Annotated in this window: 15 protein-coding genes, 1 tRNA gene and 1 pseudogene; 10 read left to right on the forward strand and 7 right to left on the reverse strand. The window is 64.0% G+C overall.

Annotation, left to right across the window (positions count from 1 at the left end; translation table 11 throughout):
- Positions 1 to 1,437 (forward strand): AsmA family protein (locus tag NEI07_RS09655; RefSeq protein ID WP_256034260.1); only part of this gene is annotated, 1,437 nt, incomplete at its 5' end.
- 10 nt (positions 1,438 to 1,447) lie between these two features.
- On the opposite strand, the gene NEI07_RS09660 is transcribed toward NEI07_RS09655, so the two are convergent.
- From NEI07_RS09660 to NEI07_RS09675, 4 genes are all read right to left on the reverse strand, one after another.
- Positions 1,448 to 1,741, reverse strand: coding sequence for a hypothetical protein (locus tag NEI07_RS09660; protein ID WP_256034261.1), 294 nt, complete (start codon positions 1,739 to 1,741; stop codon positions 1,448 to 1,450).
- A 96-nt stretch (positions 1,742 to 1,837) separates the two neighbouring features.
- Positions 1,838 to 2,041, reverse strand: a complete 204-nt coding sequence (locus tag NEI07_RS09665) for a hypothetical protein (RefSeq protein WP_256034262.1) — start codon at positions 2,039 to 2,041, stop codon at positions 1,838 to 1,840.
- A gap of 158 nt (positions 2,042 to 2,199) precedes the next feature.
- Positions 2,200 to 2,270: transfer RNA gene (locus NEI07_RS09670), tRNA-Cys, on the reverse strand.
- A gap of 79 nt (positions 2,271 to 2,349) precedes the next feature.
- Entirely contained in the window at positions 2,350 to 2,835 is a 486-nt protein-coding gene (locus tag NEI07_RS09675) for a cupin domain-containing protein (protein ID WP_256034263.1), read from the reverse strand.
- Positions 2,836 to 2,944: 109 nt separating this feature from the next.
- On the opposite strand from NEI07_RS09675, the gene topA reads away from it, so the two are divergent.
- Positions 2,945 to 5,863 (forward strand): type I DNA topoisomerase, encoded by a 2,919-nt coding sequence (gene topA, locus NEI07_RS09680; protein WP_256034265.1) that lies wholly within the window; start codon positions 2,945 to 2,947, stop codon positions 5,861 to 5,863.
- Between the two features lie 141 nt (positions 5,864 to 6,004).
- Positions 6,005 to 8,284 (forward strand): ribonuclease R, encoded by a 2,280-nt coding sequence (gene rnr, locus NEI07_RS09685; RefSeq protein ID WP_256034266.1) that lies wholly within the window; start codon positions 6,005 to 6,007, stop codon positions 8,282 to 8,284.
- Between the two features lie 15 nt (positions 8,285 to 8,299).
- Here the strand turns inward: rnr and NEI07_RS09690 are convergent, their stop codons facing one another.
- Complete coding sequence (locus NEI07_RS09690) at positions 8,300 to 8,872, reverse strand: hypothetical protein (protein WP_256034267.1); 573 nt, start codon at positions 8,870 to 8,872, stop codon at positions 8,300 to 8,302.
- Positions 8,873 to 9,359: 487 nt separating this feature from the next.
- Between NEI07_RS09690 and NEI07_RS09695 the strand changes: the two genes are divergently transcribed.
- Complete coding sequence (locus tag NEI07_RS09695) at positions 9,360 to 9,599, forward strand: hypothetical protein (RefSeq protein WP_256034268.1); 240 nt, start codon at positions 9,360 to 9,362, stop codon at positions 9,597 to 9,599.
- Positions 9,600 to 10,712: 1,113 nt separating this feature from the next.
- On the forward strand, positions 10,713 to 11,264 hold the full coding sequence (locus NEI07_RS09700; RefSeq protein WP_256034269.1) for a DUF1236 domain-containing protein: 552 nt from the start codon (positions 10,713 to 10,715) through the stop codon (positions 11,262 to 11,264).
- A gap of 141 nt (positions 11,265 to 11,405) precedes the next feature.
- Here the strand turns inward: NEI07_RS09700 and NEI07_RS09705 are convergent, their stop codons facing one another.
- Entirely contained in the window at positions 11,406 to 12,401 is a 996-nt protein-coding gene (locus tag NEI07_RS09705; RefSeq protein WP_256034270.1) for a hypothetical protein, read from the reverse strand.
- 370 nt (positions 12,402 to 12,771) lie between these two features.
- On the opposite strand from NEI07_RS09705, the gene rpmG reads away from it, so the two are divergent.
- From rpmG to NEI07_RS09730, 5 genes are all read left to right on the forward strand, one after another.
- Complete coding sequence (rpmG, locus tag NEI07_RS09710; protein ID WP_014892635.1) at positions 12,772 to 12,939, forward strand: 50S ribosomal protein L33; 168 nt, start codon at positions 12,772 to 12,774, stop codon at positions 12,937 to 12,939.
- A 460-nt stretch (positions 12,940 to 13,399) separates the two neighbouring features.
- Positions 13,400 to 13,813: a hypothetical protein gene (locus tag NEI07_RS09715; protein ID WP_256034272.1), complete on the forward strand. Its 414-nt coding sequence runs from the start codon at positions 13,400 to 13,402 to the stop codon at positions 13,811 to 13,813.
- 4 nt (positions 13,814 to 13,817) lie between these two features.
- Positions 13,818 to 14,564, forward strand: a complete 747-nt coding sequence (locus NEI07_RS09720; protein WP_256034273.1) for a 3-deoxy-manno-octulosonate cytidylyltransferase — start codon at positions 13,818 to 13,820, stop codon at positions 14,562 to 14,564.
- Positions 14,561 to 15,424: a prephenate dehydratase gene (locus NEI07_RS09725; RefSeq protein ID WP_256034274.1), complete on the forward strand. Its 864-nt coding sequence runs from the start codon at positions 14,561 to 14,563 to the stop codon at positions 15,422 to 15,424. Before NEI07_RS09720 ends, NEI07_RS09725 begins: the two co-directional genes overlap by 4 nt.
- Positions 15,425 to 15,592: 168 nt before the next feature.
- Positions 15,593 to 16,027, forward strand: a complete 435-nt coding sequence (locus tag NEI07_RS09730) for an HIT family protein (protein WP_256034275.1) — start codon at positions 15,593 to 15,595, stop codon at positions 16,025 to 16,027.
- Between the two features lie 49 nt (positions 16,028 to 16,076).
- On the opposite strand, the pseudogene NEI07_RS09735 reads toward NEI07_RS09730, so the two are convergent.
- Positions 16,077 to 16,318 (reverse strand): annotated as a pseudogene (locus tag NEI07_RS09735) (DEAD/DEAH box helicase); the annotation flags it as partial.

A 16,318-nucleotide genomic window follows, 5' to 3' on the forward strand; every position in this document is an offset into this window, starting at 1 on the left:
GAAGCCGCGGCGGCCGATAATGTGCGGTTTGGCGTGGTGTCGATCGTCGACGGCGACGCACGGATCACCTACCGCAGCCGCGTCTATGCGCTGGAGCGAATCAACGCCAATTTTGAATGGCGCCGCATCGGCGAGGCGGCGGCTCTGACGGGCGCGTTCGATTTCAACGGCGAACGGCTCGAGGCCCTCTTATGGGTCGCGCGTCCTGGAGCGCTGTTGCGCGGCGAACCCTCCGTCGTGACGGGCCGGCTTGACGGCAAGAGCCTTCGGGCGGAAGCGCAAGGCGTCGGACAACTTGGCGCCAACGCCCGCTTTGAGGGGCGCGCCGCGGCCAGCGCGCCTTCGGCGCAACAGACGCTACAGCTCTTCGGCGTCGCCGCGCCCCTACCCGGCCCCTTCGCGGACGCGCAATTCTCCGCGCAAGCGACGCTCGCGCCCGGAGAGGCGCACTTCAAGGGCGCACGTCTATTTGTCGACGGAAACGAATTTCACGGCGATATCGACCTGCAGAAAGAGGATGGCCGGCCGACGCTGACGGCGGCGCTCCAAAGCGAATTCCTCTCCCTGCGGCCCTTTCTCGCCGACGCGCCGCCGCTTGTCGCCGCGAACGGACAGTGGAGCGATCAGCCATTCAATCTGCCGGACCTCTCCGGCGCTGACGTCGATCTGCATCTTACCGTCGGCCACGCCAGACTTGGCCGGCTCAAGGTCGAAGACGCCGCGATCGAAGTCACTTTACGCGACGGCGCCGCGGCGTTCGCGATAACGCAGGCGCACGCCTATCGCGGCGGACTCAAAGTTCGGGCCTCGATCGCGCCTTCGCCCGACGGGCTGGCGCTGCGCGCCGATGCGCAGACGACGGCGGTCGAAGCAGGCCCGCTGCTGTGGGATGCTTTTGGAAAACCTGTTCTGGCGGGAGCGCTTAACGCGACTCTCGCGGTCGACGGCGTCGGCGACCGGATGGCCACGCTGATGCAGAGCCTGAACGGGCGCGCCAGCGTCGCTCTCGTCGACGGAGAGATATCCGGCGTCGATCTCGAGAAAGCGCTGCGCCGATTGGAGACGCGGCCGTTATCGAGCGCCGTCGACATCCGCTCGGGCCGCTCGACGCTCGACGCCGCGAGCGCCACCGTAAAGATAGAAAACGGCGTCGCCGACATCGCCAAAGGCGTCGCGCGAGGATCTGGCTTTACGCTTGCCTTCGGCGGCTCGGCGCGCCTCCCGGAGCGCAGTCTCTCGATCAGAGTCGTTGCGCGCGAAGCCGACAGCGCCGGTCAGACCGCCGAGTCGGCGCCAAGCATCGCCCTCGACCTCTCCGGCCCCTGGGACGAACTTGCGTTGGGCCTGGACGCGCAAGCCTTCATCCGCCGCTCCGGCGCGGCCGCTCCGCTGCTGCCGCGACCGGATCCGCCGCCGCAGGACGGACCGGCGCAATGACGCGAGAAGGTTAAACCTCCTCCAACTGCGTTTCGTGCAGAAGCCTTGTCAGTTCGTCAGGGATATCGAGATAGCGGAAGCGGCGAAGCTCGAAACCAACCTCGACGACGCCCCAGGGAGGCGCATAGGTTCGCCAGGGCGACACTTCCCCAAGAATGACGACATGACCGCCATCGATGCCGCGGGCGATCCGCGCGACCGTGTAAATGGCGCCACGGGCCAAGCCCTCGCAACGACCATAGGGGCCCGCGGTCGCGTCTACGCAAACCACCTCGGCGCCAGGAGGCGTTTCAGGACTGATCATTTGGCGACCTCGTTCTGCGGCGCGATGAACGCGCGCTCCTAATTCAATTATGGAGCGCGCGTCGGCGGACGAAAGAGCCGACGCGCCGCATAGCGGTCACCAGACTTTCAAAAAGCCGAAAATGCCTCTCTTCAGCTTTTTGCGGTCAAGCGCGCTGAGTTCGTCATAGACGCGGCGCGCCGAGGCCCGCAGTTCCAGGAGCCTGTCATCGGAGACGTCGAAATCAAGAACGGCGGACTTCAACTCGCGGCGCGCCTGGTCCAGCCGCGCCTGCGCATCCGCGATCAACGCATTCAGCATCGTTACCCTCTTCGATGTGATGTCGCCTCAACTATAGCGCAACTGCGAAGAAAACGACTCCGACTGCGGCCCTGTGGGCCGCGCGGTCCGTTTCTTCTGCGCTATCGTTAAGTGCGCGCCTTCAAATTATGGCGCCAATTTCTCGCGTGAGAAAGGCGAGGCCTCGGAGGGAATCGAACCCCCGTACAAGGATTTGCAGTCCTCTGCGTAGCCACTCCGCCACGAGGCCTTAGCACGGCGTGCGCCGCGTGCGCTCGCTCATACAGGAGCGCGTCATGGCGAGCAAGCCAAGTCGCCGCGTCCGCACATCAATAGGGACGGTCGTCCTTATGCGTCATGATCCAGCGGCCGTCCGGGCCGAGCGCGGCTTTGAGGTCGTCGTCGGGATAGGTCGCCTCGTCCCCTGCCGACCGGTCGCCGATTTCCAGATAGACGACGTCGCGATCGGTCCGATTGACAAGGCAGTGAGCTGCGCCCTCCGCGGGGAAGCCTGCGCACATGCCGGCGCGCAGGAGGATCTCGTCATCGTCGCGCAGCAGCGTCGGCTCTCCCTCCAGGATAAAGACGAATTCGTCCTGTCGGCTATGGCGATGCTTCAGCGCCGACTGCGCGCCGGGGGCAAGCGTCGTGAGATTGACGCCAAAATTGGTCAGGCCAAAAAAGTCGCCAAGCGACCGCTTCTCGCGCCCACGAACCCGCGCCGCAAACGGGTCGGGATAGCTCGATCGCTTGGCCCGAGGGGCGACTTTCGCCGCCTCGACGGCGGCCGACAGGGGCCTCGTCGGCTTTTCCATGGCGCAGCTTTCCTAGAGGCCCCTGGGCTGGCCAATTTGACAGGGGGCGCCCATTTTGACCATCTTCCGCCGCTCGCCAAGCCGGCGCGCCTCCTGGAATGATCACGAAATGAATGTCGTTATCGTCGAATCGGCGGCCAAAGCGCAAACGATAAACAAATATTTAGGCAAGAATTTCAATGTGTTGGCCTGCTACGGCCATGTTCGCGATCTTCCCGCCAAGGATGGATCGGTCGACCCCGACCAGGATTTTCTCATGGTCTGGGAAATGGACGCCAAGGGCGCAAAGCGCGTCGCCGCCATCGCCGAGGCGGTGAAGGGCGCCGACAAAGTCATCCTCGCGACCGACCCGGACCGCGAGGGTGAAGCCATCTCATGGCACTTGCTCGATATTTTGAACAAGAAGCGCGTGCTCAAGGATAAGAAGATCGAGCGCGTCGTCTTCAACGCCGTCACCAAGGCCGCGATCCAAGAGGCGATGGCGCATCCGCGCGAGATCGATCAGGCGCTCGTCGACGCCTACCTCGCGCGCCGCGCGCTCGACTATCTCGTGGGCTTCACCCTGTCGCCGGTGCTGTGGCGCAAGCTGCCCGGCGCCCGTTCGGCCGGCCGCGTGCAGTCCGTCGCACTTCGCCTCGTCTGCGACCGCGAGCTCGAAATCGAGAAATTCGTCGCACGCGAATATTGGTCGCTCGTCGCTCATCTGAAGACCAAGGCGGGCGAACCCTTCACGGCGCGCCTCGTCGGCGCCGACGGCAAGAAGATTTCGCGGCTCGACATCGGCGCTGGCCAGGAGGCCGAGGACTTCAAGAAGGCGCTGGAGACCGCCGCCTTTGTCGTGCGCTCGGTCGAGGCAAAACCCGTCAAGCGCCACCCTTACGCCCCCTTCACGACCTCCACCCTGCAGCAGGAGGCGTCGCGCAAGCTCGGACTGGCGCCGGCGATCACCATGCGCATCGCCCAGCGGCTCTACGAAGGCGTCGACATTGGCGGCGAGACGGCGGGTCTCATTACTTATATGCGTACCGACGGCGTCGACATGGCGCCCGAGGCGGTCGCCAGCGTGCGCGGCGTCATCGGACGGGAATACGGCGACCGTTTCGTTCCCAAGGTTCCGCGCAAATATACGACGAAGGCCAAGAATGCGCAGGAAGCCCATGAGGCCATCCGCCCGACCGACCCCACGCGACTGCCCAAGGACGTGGCCAAATATCTCGAACCCGAACAGGCCAAGCTCTATGAGCTGATCTGGACGCGCACCATCGCCAGCCAGATGGAGTCGGCCGAGATGGAGCGAACCACCGTCGACATCGACGCCAAAGCCGGAGCCCGCGCGTTGGAGCTGCGCGCGACGGGTCAGGTCATTCGCTTCCCAGGCTTCCTCGAGCTCTATCAGGAAGGCCGCGACGACGGAGAGGACGAGGACGGCGGCCGCCTGCCGGCGATGGCCCAGGGTGAACCATGCACGCGCGAAAAAATCGACGCGACGCAACACTTTACCGAACCGCCGCCGCGCTTCACTGAAGCGACGCTGGTCAAGCGCATGGAGGAGCTCGGCATCGGTCGCCCCTCGACCTACGCCTCGACGCTCGCCGTGCTGCGCGACCGCGACTATGTGCGGATCGATAAGAAGCGCCTCGTGCCCGAGGACAAGGGACGGCTCGTTGTCGCCTTCCTCGAAAGCTTCTTCTCGCGCTACGTCGAATTCGACTTCACCGCCGACCTCGAAGAAAAGCTCGATCTCGTCTCCAATAATGAGATCGACTGGAAACAGGTGCTGCGCGACTTCTGGGCCGACTTCTCGGCGGCCGTCGACGGCACCAAGGATCTGCGGGTCAGCGAGGTGCTCGACAGCCTCAACGAGCTGCTGGGTCCCCACGTCTTCCCGGCGAAGGAGGATGGAGGCGATCCTCGGCTGTGCCCGGCCTGCAACAGCGGTCAGCTCTCGCTCAAGATCGGCAAGTTCGGCGCCTTCGTCGGCTGCTCCAACTATCCCGAGTGCCGCTACACGCGCACCCTGTCGCCGCCGACGGGCGACGCCGCCGACGCGGCCAGACCCGGCGTGAAGGTCCTTGGCGTCAATCCCGAGACCGGCGCGGAAGTCACGCTGCGGAACGGACGCTTTGGCGCCTATGTGCAGGAAGGCGAGCAGGAGGAAGGCGGCGAAAAGCCCAAGCGCGGCTCGCTGCCCAAGAACATCAGGCCTGACGATCTGACGCTGATGCAGGCCATCGCCCTGCTCGCGCTGCCGCGCGAAGTCGCGAAACATCCAACGAGCGGCGATCCGATCGTCGCCGGAATCGGGCGCTTCGGGCCCTACGTGCAGCATGGCAAGACCTACGCCAATATCGGCCGCGACGACGACGTGCTGAGCATCGGCGCCAACCGCGCCATCGATCTCATCGTGCAGAAGGAGTCGGGAACCGGCGGCTCGCGCTTCTCGCGTGGTCCGGCGGAGCCGGCGCGCGTGCTCGGCGATCACCCGGAAGGCGGATCGGTGAGCGTCAAAGCCGGCCGCTTCGGTCCTTACGTGAATTGGGGCAAGATCAATGCGACGATCCCGCGCGCCGTCGATCAGGCGTCGCTGACGCTCGAACAGGCGCTCGAGCTTCTCGCCGAAAAGGCTGCCGGCGGCGGCGCAACGGGCGGGGGACGTCTGCTCGGCGACCATCCAGAGGGCGGTAAGGTGACGGTGCGCCCCGGCCGCTTCGGCGCTTACGTCAACTGGGGCAAGATCAACGCGACGCTGTCCAAGGGCGCTTCGGCCGATGACGTGACTCTCGAAGAGGCCCTGCGACTGATCGAAGCCAAAGGCGGCGCGCCGAAGAAATCGGCGAAAAAAGCGCCCGCCAAAAAAGCGCCGACTAAGAAAACGCCGACCAATGCAAAGAAGAAAATCGAAGACAGCGATGAGACGCCTTTTGACGACTCCCAGCCCGTAAAGGTCGCCGGAACGGTCGCAAAGAAACCCGCAGCCAAGAAGGCGCCTGCAAAAAAAGCCGCGACGAAAAAAGCCGCGGCGAAGTAGAGGAAAGCCTTCTCGAATTACCGATCTTGAAGCAGCGTTTCAACTTTGCCGCCGGCGTCCTATATGTGTGATGCCGAGTCCGGTTGAAATGCGCGCCGGCCACGTCGAACGGCGATTTTCTTGCCTCTTTTGAGCGAGCCCTTGGCGAAAGACGACAAAGCAAAACACGCGGCAAAACACGCGCCCTCTCGCGAAGACATTCTCGCCTTCATCGCCCGTGAAACCGAGGCGGGCGGCCCGCGCAAGATCGGCGTGCGCGAAATCGCCCGCGCCTTCGGCGTCGCCGGCGACGACCGGATCGCCATCAAGCGCCTGCTCGCCGAGATGGCGGATGAAGGCCTCTTGGAAAAGCGCGGCAAGCGCGTGAACCGCAAGGGGACGCTGCCGCCGGTGGCGCTCGTCGACATCATCGCGCGCGACCGTGACGGCGAGATGATCGCCGCGCCTGTCGAATGGGACGAGGACGAGCTCGGGCCGGCGCCGCGCATCCGCATCCACGCGCCACGCCGCGCCCGGCCGGGCGAGCCCCTGCCCGGCGTCGGCGATCGCGCGCTCGTTCGCGCCGAGCCCGACCGCGACGCCGGACCCAACGAGCCGCCCTATGTCGGACGCGTCGTCAAGCTCCTGTCGCGCCAGCGGCAACGTGTGCTCGGCGTGCTGCATATCGAAGCGAATGGCGCGGGGCGCATCCAGCCCATCGACAAGAAGCAGGCGGGGCGCGAACTCGTCGTCGCCGCGGCCGACATCGGCGCAGGCAAGCACGGCGACCTCGTCTCGATCGATCTCGTCGGCAAGACGCGCTTTGGCGCGCCGCGCGCTCGCGTGCGCGAATCGCTCGGCTCAGTGACGGGCGAAAAGGCAGTGAGCCTCATTGCGCTGCGCGCGCATGATATTCCGGATGTGTTTCGCGCCGAGGCGACGGCGGAGGCCGAGCGCGCGCAGCCCGCGTCGCTGCACGGCCGCGAAGACTGGCGCGATCTGCCGCTCGTCACCATCGATCCGCCGGACGCCAAGGACCATGACGACGCGGTGCACGCCGCGCGCGACAATGCGCCGGACAATGACGGCGGCTTCGTCCTTACGGTCGCGATCGCCGACGTCGCGCATTATGTGACGCCGCGCTCGGCGCTCGATCGCGACGCCTTGGAGCGCGGCAATTCGGTCTATTTCCCCGACCGCGTCGTGCCGATGCTGCCTGAGCGCATCTCCAATGACCTGTGCTCCTTGCGGCCTAATGAAGATCGGCCGGCGCTCGCCGTGCGCATGCGCGTCACCAGCAAGGGCAGAAAGATCGACCATAGTTTTCATCGCGTGATGATGCGTTCGCACGCCAAGCTCGCCTATGCGCAGGCGCAGGACGCGATTGAGGGCCGCACGGATGAAACCACGAAGCCGCTGCTCGCCCCGGTGCTGCGGACGCTTTACGCTGCGCATGAGGCGCTGCAGCACGCCCGCAATCTGCGGGCGCCGCTCGATCTCGATCTGCCCGAACGCAAGATACTCTTGAAGAAAGACGGCACTTTTGACCGCGTCATCATTCCGCCGCGGCTCGAAGCGCATCGGCTCATCGAAGAATTCATGATTTTGGCCAATGTCGCGGCGGCCGAAACCTTGGAGCAGCATCGCCAGCAGCTGATCTATCGCGCGCATGACGAACCTTCGCGCGAAAAGGTCTCGGCGCTTTCGGAATTTCTCGCGACGATCGGCGTCAAGCTCGCCAAGGGCCAGACGCTGCGCCCCGCGCATTTCAATGTGATCCTCGATCGCGTGAAGGGCTTGGAGCATGAGAACATCGTCAACGAGATCATTCTGCGCACGCAGGCGCAGGCTGAATACACGCATGAAAATTATGGGCACTTCGGCCTCAATCTGCGCCGCTACGCGCATTTCACCTCGCCCATTCGCCGCTACGCCGATCTGATCGTGCATCGCGCGCTCATTCGCGCCTTGAAGCTCGGCGACGGCGCCTTGCCGGAGATGCCGGTTGGCGAACTCGCGGAGATCGCCGCCCGCATCTCGGCCGCCGAACGGCGCGCCATGGCGGCGGAGCGCGAGACCGTCGATCGGCTCATCGCGCATCATCTCGCCGATCAGATCGGCGCGCGCTTTCAGGCGCGCATTTCCGGCGTGACGAAGTCGGGGCTTTTCGTGCGCCTCGCGGAGACGGGCGCCGATGGATTCGTGCCGGCGGCGACGCTGGGCCGTGAATATTACGCCTATGACGAGGCGGCGCATGCGCTCACCTCGCGCTCGGGCGTCAGCTACCGGCTCGCGGATGTTATAGAAGTGAAGCTCATCGAAGCCGCGCCGATCGCTGGCGCCTTGCGTTTCGAGGTCGTGAGCGGCGGCGAACGCCGCGCGCCGCCACGCAAGAGCGCGAAAAAGGAACGAGAGCAAAAGCCCGCGCGCCGCAAACGGTAGTCGGACGGCCGAGGCTTACGTTTGCCCGAGAACCGATGTCTCGATTTCTCGCCAAACGCCGTTGCGCTTTTCAAAAATTACGACCGCGTAAAGAAATTCGGGCGCACCGCGCCCGATGCCGCCGTCCTTCGATCGTCTGAAATAGCTTTCTGAGATGTATACAAGGAACGCAGCCTTGCGGAATTTTGTGTCGAACACTGGAAAAGTATGTTCCTTATGCAGAACAGGATAAGTTGAATATTCTCCAACAAGCGAGGATTCCCGAACCAGACGCTTGTCCGCTAGCTTATTTTCGTCTTTCAAAATGTCGCGCACAGCGTTCAAATGTTCTTGAAGCTCCTCTTCGGTGCAGAAAGCGTCGGGGTGCTGACTTTCCGGATCGAATATTTTCTCGACCTCGTGGAAACCAGAAGGATATTCCGCGGTGAGTCCCGCCAACGCCCTGATCCCGAAATATTTGCGCGAGTAACCTTCGGGAATGCTCCCTGATCTCCATCTCGCCGCGTAGAGGCAACGCGGCAGCCGTTCGTGATATTTTTCGGGGTGCAGATCTCTGAAGGCTCGAAAGAGGCCGATCGCCTCTTTCACGACCCGCTCCTCCGCCTTCTCCGCCAGAGCGACGCCTGAAAACAATATGGCGGCGAGCGCGAAAACGGTCGCTATACGATGTTTGAATCTCAAGCTGGCCTCCATCGAAAAAGTTGAATTCATGCCTTCGAGAAAACGCAAAAGCCCCGCCGTTAACGTGCGGCGGGGCTTTTGTAGCCGAAGTTACGCGGAGCGCGCCGCCCTATGCCGCCGTTCTGCGCTCGTGTGAAATCGCGTGCCCTCGCCATAGCCGCCCGTATGCAGAAGCGTCGGCGAGCAGAGCGGGCGGCTCGGAGGATGCTTGTCCAGGTCGAGCGCCGGCTATGACGGACTTGCGCACGCGGGCGTGAGCGACCGAAGGCATTTCAGAAGCGCGTCAATTCGAAGCTGTTCCGCAATATGCGCGGTGCCGCGTGCTGAGCGGCGCGCCGGAACAAGCAAAGGACCAGGGCGTTTTTTCTGCACGGGGCGGGACGGAGGATTTAGCATGCTGCGAACATTCCTGATGATCTCCGCCGCTGCAGCGGCTTTTGCGACCTCGTTCTACGCCTCGGCTCAGCCTGTCGAGGAATGGTATATCGTGCAGGACTCGCGGACGAAGCGCTGCACTGTCGTCGACAAGAGGCCCACGACCGAGAGCATGGTTGTGGTCGGCCCGCACGGTTATCCGAGTCGTGTTGAGGCGCAGACCGGCATGAAATCCGTAACGGTGTGCGAATCTCGCTGAGGCGAAGCCGAAATCGGGCGGCAAAACGCCCGTCCTCAAGCGCCCCGACCGTGGATGTAACGGCGGGGCGTTTTGCGAAGAACAGCGATTGCCGAATGGCAAAAGCTACGGCGCTTGCGATCGTTTCAAGCGCGGCGTTAGCGCTCGCCAACATTCATAAGCAGTGTCGAACGCGAGGCTCGAACCGCAAGGCGCCTGCCGACAACGATGGACGCTTTGCGCTGCGGCTTAGACGCGTCTTGAGAGACTCGAGCGCACGAGAGTTCGACGCCAAAATCCGACAGCCGCATTCGTGAACATCCGCCGCTCCTGCGCGTTTTAGGTGCTTAACTCCAACGAACAGTGACGATCAGATCGCCACAAACGGAGGCCCTTATGCGCATAACAGTCCTTGCCTCGGCGACCATCAGCGCACTGGCCTTGGTTGCCGCAAGCGCTTCGGCGCAGAGTCAGGCGCCATCGACCGGGGCTGCAGAATCCGGCGCAAAGCCGTCGATCGGGCAAACTGCTCCGCGCCAAACGCCGAGCATTGGCGCGCCCGCAGGCGGACGGGATATGGGCGCGACGAAAGGGAGAAGCTCTGCAGAAGGAACCGATGCTGCGACTTCTTCTCGACGAGGAGCGCCGAAGACCGAGGCTCAGCGCGAGGCCGCACCCGAAGGCAAAGCCAAAAGTCCAACCGGGCAGATGCGGGAGCAGCCCAACGAGCTGCGCCGAGACAGGGCTGAACCCAAGGACAGAGCCTTGCCGCCTTCCGCCCGCGATCAAACGGCCCCGCGTCGCGGCGCCGCCGGCCAGGCGGACCGGGACAAAGCCGATGATGCGAAGCCGACCATGCGTGGCCAAGCGGCGCCTCCTCGTCAGACTCCATCGGCTGAAACGCGTCCGGGCGCCGACCAGACCGGCCGCTCGAGGGCGGAGCGACAGGACATGCCGGTTGCGCCGTCGGCGCGGGATCAGGGCACTACGCGCCAACCCTCTGCGACGCCACGGCCTGACTCCGACACAGCCGCGCAGACGCGGGATCGGGGCGCGCCCTCGGTCCAGACCGGCAACGTGACGCTTAATCAAAGACAGGCGCGGACGGTCCGGAACATCCTGCAACGACGCAATTTGCAGACGTTCTCGCGTTCGGATTTCTTCGTCGGCATTGGCGCGCGCTTGCCGAACCATGTCCGGCTATACCCCCTCCCCGCGGCCATGGTGAGCATTTTTCCACAATATGCCGGCTACGACTACGTTGTCGTGGATGACGACATCGTCGTCGTCGCTCCGGAGAGCCGCGAGGTGGTGGCGACCTTCAACGAAGGCGGCGGCGCCGTAATCGCGGAGGAGGAGAGCGCGAGGTTCCAGGATCGTGGTCCTCGCGGGTCCATTGATCGGAACGCCGTTGATCGAAGGCCACAGCGACTGAGCTTGAACCGCGAGCAACAGCGCAAGGTCTACCAGACCATCACGCGTGACATCGCCGGCGACGAACGCGAGACCTGCACATTGAGGATAGGCGAACGCGTTCCACAGGCCGTGACCCTTACCCCGTTGTCTGTCCCTGGCGTTCCGGGCGCAGAGCGATACAGCTACTTCGTCGTGAACCGACAGGTGGTTCTCGTCGATCCAGAGACTCGCGAGGTCGTAGACATCCTCGGTGGAGAAATAGCTGGGTGACGTCGCCGTAAAATAGAAGCGTCGGCAGTGCGACTCGGCCTACATCGAAAAGTCGACATCACAGCCGCCGAGAAAACGCAAAAGCCCCGCCGCTAACGTTCGGCGGGGCTTCAATCGTTGGGCGCGCGCGTCGAGGCCCGTTTACGCGCCCTTCGCGCAGATGAAGACCTGGCGGCGCCTTCCCCAACATTCCCCCGTCCGATAGACCTTGCCGAGGCTGCGGCCCCCGAGGCTCGCCGTCCACGTCCGTCCATGATCCTGCGTTAGAACAATGGCGTCGGCTCCGGAGCTGAGCGTCAGCGTCGAGCGCCCGGGCTGGCGCAGCATACAGCTGCGCTCGAAGAGAACGCGTCCATCAATCTTGACGAAGCATTTTGCGCGGCGGCCTTCATTCGCGGGCTCATCCTCGCGCTGGCGTTCGCGCGCCGCGGTCCGCGCGGCCGGCGCCTCGTCCTCCGGCTCCGCCGTCGCGGCCGTATCGACCGGCGTCGGCTCGTCGAAGGCGGTTTTCGGCAGCGCCGCATCGAGCGGCGGAACGGCCACCGCGCCGAGCGCCGGCGCGGCGGCGGGAACGTCGGTTTTTTGAGGCGGCGGCAGCGGCTCGGGCAAGGGCTCCGCCGCGGCCTGGGCCTGCAGAAGCCGCTCTTTCAGCTCCTTGGAGTCGGGCGTCGACGGCGTCGGAGACGCAATTGAATCCGGCGGAACGCTAACGGTCAGCGCCGAGGATGGCGCGACGCCGGGAGCTTGCGCCGCCTCAGTCACGGGCGCCGGCGCCGGCTGCTCGATCCGCACGGGCGTCGTCGGCGTTTCGACCTGACGCAGCGTCGCGCCGTCCCGCGGCGCGGGCGCGGCTCTCAGCGCGAGAGTCGCGACGAGGCCGACGCCTCCGAGCAGGATGGAACCGGCGATGACATAAAACCAGATCGGCGCTCTAAATGACGCGGCGTCCTGGACCGCGCGCCACTCGCCAGCGATGTCGCTCGAAACATCCTTGATCCAGCCCAATGCGCGCGTGTTGCGGAAGGGCTTCTCCAAGCTTTCGAGCTCTCTTAAGAGGCGCCGCTTCTCTTGGAGTATCCGCCGTTCAAAGTTCTCCAACTCCGCGACTTTGCGCCGCTTTTCGAGTGTTACGCTCATACTACTCACTCCAAGCGCGTTCGCGTGAAGGCCGAAGAAGAAGTTCTTCACGTCGATACATGCAGGCACTACGCTCGACGCCGCGCGTGGGCATCAGCTACTTACGAGATATTTCTCCCCGCCCGAGTATTGCCGCGCAATTGGCCGGAGTCGTTCCGGCCATACGCCGCTCCTCTTGTGAATTAACCAATAAAATTATGGCTGATCTTTGCCGTATCCCCTTGACGAGGCTCGAATCGGTCTGGACTCAGGACTGGCCCGGCGCGCCTTCTTGACATCGTTCGCGCCGCACGTATGTTGCCGGCCAATTCGCTCCCGGCGCGATCAGCGACCGGGACGATTTCATTTCTCTGATAGACTGGGATGAGCAATGGCCAAGTCCGCCATGATCAAGATCAAGCTCCTGTCCACGGCGGATACGGGCTATTTCTACGTGACCAAGAAGAACGCGCGCACCAAGACGGAAAAGCTCGTCTTCAAGAAATACGATCCCGTCGTGCGCAAGCACGTGGAATTCAAGGAAACCAAAATCAAGTAAGCGCGCGCAGTTACAGCGCGCGCCTTGCCAAGGCGTTCGTCACAACCGCTGGTCTAGTCAGGAAGGAGCGTCGCCGCAGTGACGCTTCGATAATTTTTGGCTGGAGAAGAAACCGCCTCGGGGAAGGCGGCCGACTGACGATGGCTTCAAGGAGGCCACTCCAACCACCGCCAGTCGGCCAACCCCACGGACCCAGGAGATGCGGCGGACCTGAGCACTCCGCAGGGTATCCAAAGTTGTGCCGAATACGCATCAAACGCTTACGCACGCCATGGGTCTTCTTACAGGCCCTTCGACGCCGCCAGACGCGCAACTCATTTGGCGCAGTCACGTTACTCCGGCTGCACAAAAATGCAACTATCTGATATGAAATTTCACAGATGGGGAGTTGCGAGGGCGTTCCTACGACCAGCGTAACCAATAACATCGCGCCGTGATGAACGTGGCGCTGGAGGAGTAGATGGCATCTGGATTCCGCTTTGTTCTTGGGCTTGTGGCCGGCGTCTCGGTCGCCCTAACGCTTTCCGCTTGCGGCGATCATATGCCCGGCGACGCCACGGGCGCGAAGGTCTTGCGCAATCTTCTGGCGAAGAACGGCGTCGACGCCAAGCTCGTCTCCTTCAAGAAGGTGCAGGGCCGCGAAGTGAAGCGCGAGAACGTCGACGCATACGAATTGATGTATGAGGCTGAAATTCAGTTTCCCGAGGGTTTCCAAGCCAAATGCGCCGATGAGCGCGAGCGCGGAACCTGCGCGTTTCTCGGCCTCGACGACGACCGGACATTCGCCAAGGCCGAAGTGCATACGAGCGAAGGCACGCTGCACTTCGTGAAGAGCGAAAAGGGTTGGATGGCCGAGGATAGCAACGCCTATTAACGCGGTGCAGGCGCTCGCGCCGATCGTCATCATTCCTGCGCGTCTGCGCTCGACGCGCCTGCCCGGCAAGGCGCTCGCCGAAATCGACGGTCGGCCCATGATCGTCCACGTCTGGGAGCGCGCATGCGCCGCGGCGCTGGGACCTGTCGTGGTCGCGACCGACTCTCCCGAGATCGCGCGCGCGATCGAATCGGTCGGCGGACAAGCGGCGCTTACGCGCGGCTCTCACGCCTGTGGCAGCGATCGCATCGGCGAAGCCTTGCGGGCGCTCGACCCACACGGCCGCCATGGCGCCGCCGTCAATCTGCAGGGCGACCAGCCCTTGCTTCCTGACGGGGCGCTCGAAGCGGCGCTCGCGCTTCTCGACGATCCAGCCGTCGACATCGGCACCCTCGCCTGCCCGGCGCGCGCCGAAGACGCCAGCGATCCCAACGCCGTCAAGCTCGTGGGCGCCTCGCTCGCGCCTGGACGGGTTCGCGCGCTTTACTTTACGCGCGCCTCGGCGCCTTATGGCGAGGGGCCGCGATTGAAGCACATCGGCGTTTATGCCTTTCGCCGCGCCGCGCTGGAACGATTCGTCGCGCTTGCGCCCTCTCCGCTCGAAATGCGTGAGCGCCTCGAGCAGTTGCGCGCGCTCGAAGCCGGCATGCGCATCGACGCCGCGCTGCTGGACAAAGGCGCCCCATCGGTGGATACGGAACGCGATTTGAACGCGCTGCGCGCCGCGGCGCGCCAACAGGACCCAAAGTGACGCAATATATCGCCTATCAGGGAGAGCCCGGCGCGAATTCCGACCTCGTCTGCCGTCAGGCCTATCCGCATCTGACGCCGCTCCCTTGCGCAAGCTTCGAGGACGCCTTCGCGTCGGTGACCGAGGGGCGCGCCGCGCTCGGCATGATCCCGATCGAGAATTCGATCGCCGGACGCGTCGCGGACATTCATCATTTCCTGCCGCATTCGGGTCTGCATATCGTCGGCGAACACTTCCTGCCGATCCATTTTCACCTGATGGCGCCCAGGGGCGCGACGCGGCAGGGACTCAAAAGCGTCTACAGCCATGTCCACGCGCTGGGACAGTGCCGCCGCGCCATCCGCCAACTCGGCCTCGCCGCGCACACCGCCGGAGACACCGCCGGCGCCGCGCGTGAAGTCGCCGAATGGGGCGATCCGACGAAGGCCGCGATCGCGCCGCGACTCGCCGCCGACATCTATGATCTCGACGTGCTCGCGGAGAACATCGAGGACGAGGCGCATAACACGACGCGTTTCATCGTGCTGTCGAAGACCAAGCATTGGGCGGCGCCGAGCGCGGGGTCGATCATCACCACCTTCATTTTTCGCGTGCGCAACGTGCCGGCCGCGCTCTACAAGGCGCTTGGCGGCTTCGCCACGAATGGCGTCAATATGACCAAGCTCGAAAGCTACATGGTTGACGGCGAATTCGCCGCGACGCGATTTCTCGCCGACGCCGACGGACATCCCGAGCAGCCGGCGATGGCGCGGGCGCTCGAAGAACTGCAGTTCTTCTCCAAGGAAGTGGAGATTCTCGGCGTTTATCCCGCGAGCGATTTCCGCCTCACCAATATCCGCGCCTTCGCCTTTGGGGATTGACAGGCCTCAAGCGCAATTGCTTTCCTTGCCGGCCTTCTTCAGCGGGAACGGGACTGTCGCCGCCAGGCGACGCTTCGTTCGCGCCATGAGCGACGTCCCTTGAGACGCAAGCGCCCGTCGGAACGGCCAAAACGATTTTAAGGAGCAAGCGCTCGAAGGGAACCGCCCATGGCCGTCGCCTATGATCCCAATAATATTTTCGGCAAGATTCTGCGCGGAGAAATCCCGGCGCATAAGGTCTATGAGGACGACGTCTCGCTCGCGTTTATGGATATCATGCCGCGCGCCGAGGGCCATGTCCTGGTCATTCCAAAGGAAGGCGCGCGCGGACTCCTCGACGTTTCTCCGGAAACGCTCGGCCAATTGATGAAGCGCGTGCAGCATGTCGCGAAAGCGATCGAAAAGGCGTTTGCCGCCGACGGCCTGACGCTGCATCAATTCAACGAAAGCGCCGGCGGACAGGTGATCTATCACCTGCACTTCCACCTGCTGCCCCGTTGGGACGGCGTCGCCCTGCGCCCGCCGGGGACCATGGCCGAGGATGCAAAGCTCGCTGAACAGGCGGAGAAAATTCGCGCCGCTATGGCGCCGTTCGAAGAATGAATCTCCGGCGGCGCCGGCTTGCCTGATCGGGCAAGCCTTGCCGAAAAACCTATTCTTCGCCGACCTTCGCCGGCCTCAGCGCCACAGGGCGCAGCAGGAAGGACGGCACGTGGTCGCCCAGTCCAATGACGGGCGGCCCATCGTCTTCATGATGGCGCGGGCGGCGCTCACGGCGCTCTTCGGCCGGCGCCCCATAGGCCGGAGGCCGCACGCCTTCTCCGCCAGCCTTGACGCGGCCGCCGCGGGACGACCGGCCGATGCTCACGGGAGCCTCGCGTTCAGCGGCGCCTG

The sequence above is a fragment of the Methylocystis suflitae genome (genome assembly GCF_024448135.1).
Taxonomy (GTDB): domain Bacteria; phylum Pseudomonadota; class Alphaproteobacteria; order Rhizobiales; family Beijerinckiaceae; genus Methylocystis; species Methylocystis suflitae.

Bases quoted from the DNA above. Each gene is read 5' to 3' on its own strand.
- NEI07_RS09675 (WP_256034263.1), bottom strand. From the start codon at position 2,835: ATGGAAAAGCCGACGAGGCCCCTGTCGGCCGCCGTCGAGGCGGCGAAA.
- NEI07_RS09660 (WP_256034261.1), bottom strand. From the start codon at position 1,741: ATGATCAGTCCTGAAACGCCTCCTGGCGCCGAGGTGGTTTGCGTAGAC.
- NEI07_RS09715 (WP_256034272.1), top strand. From the start codon at position 13,400: ATGGCATCTGGATTCCGCTTTGTTCTTGGGCTTGTGGCCGGCGTCTCG.
- rpmG (WP_014892635.1), top strand. From the start codon at position 12,772: ATGGCCAAGTCCGCCATGATCAAGATCAAGCTCCTGTCCACGGCGGAT.
- NEI07_RS09730 (WP_256034275.1), top strand. From the start codon at position 15,593: ATGGCCGTCGCCTATGATCCCAATAATATTTTCGGCAAGATTCTGCGC.
- NEI07_RS09695 (WP_256034268.1), top strand. From the start codon at position 9,360: ATGCTGCGAACATTCCTGATGATCTCCGCCGCTGCAGCGGCTTTTGCG.
- NEI07_RS09705 (WP_256034270.1), bottom strand. From the start codon at position 12,401: ATGAGCGTAACACTCGAAAAGCGGCGCAAAGTCGCGGAGTTGGAGAAC.
- NEI07_RS09665 (WP_256034262.1), bottom strand. From the start codon at position 2,041: ATGCTGAATGCGTTGATCGCGGATGCGCAGGCGCGGCTGGACCAGGCG.
- topA (WP_256034265.1), top strand. From the start codon at position 2,945: ATGAATGTCGTTATCGTCGAATCGGCGGCCAAAGCGCAAACGATAAAC.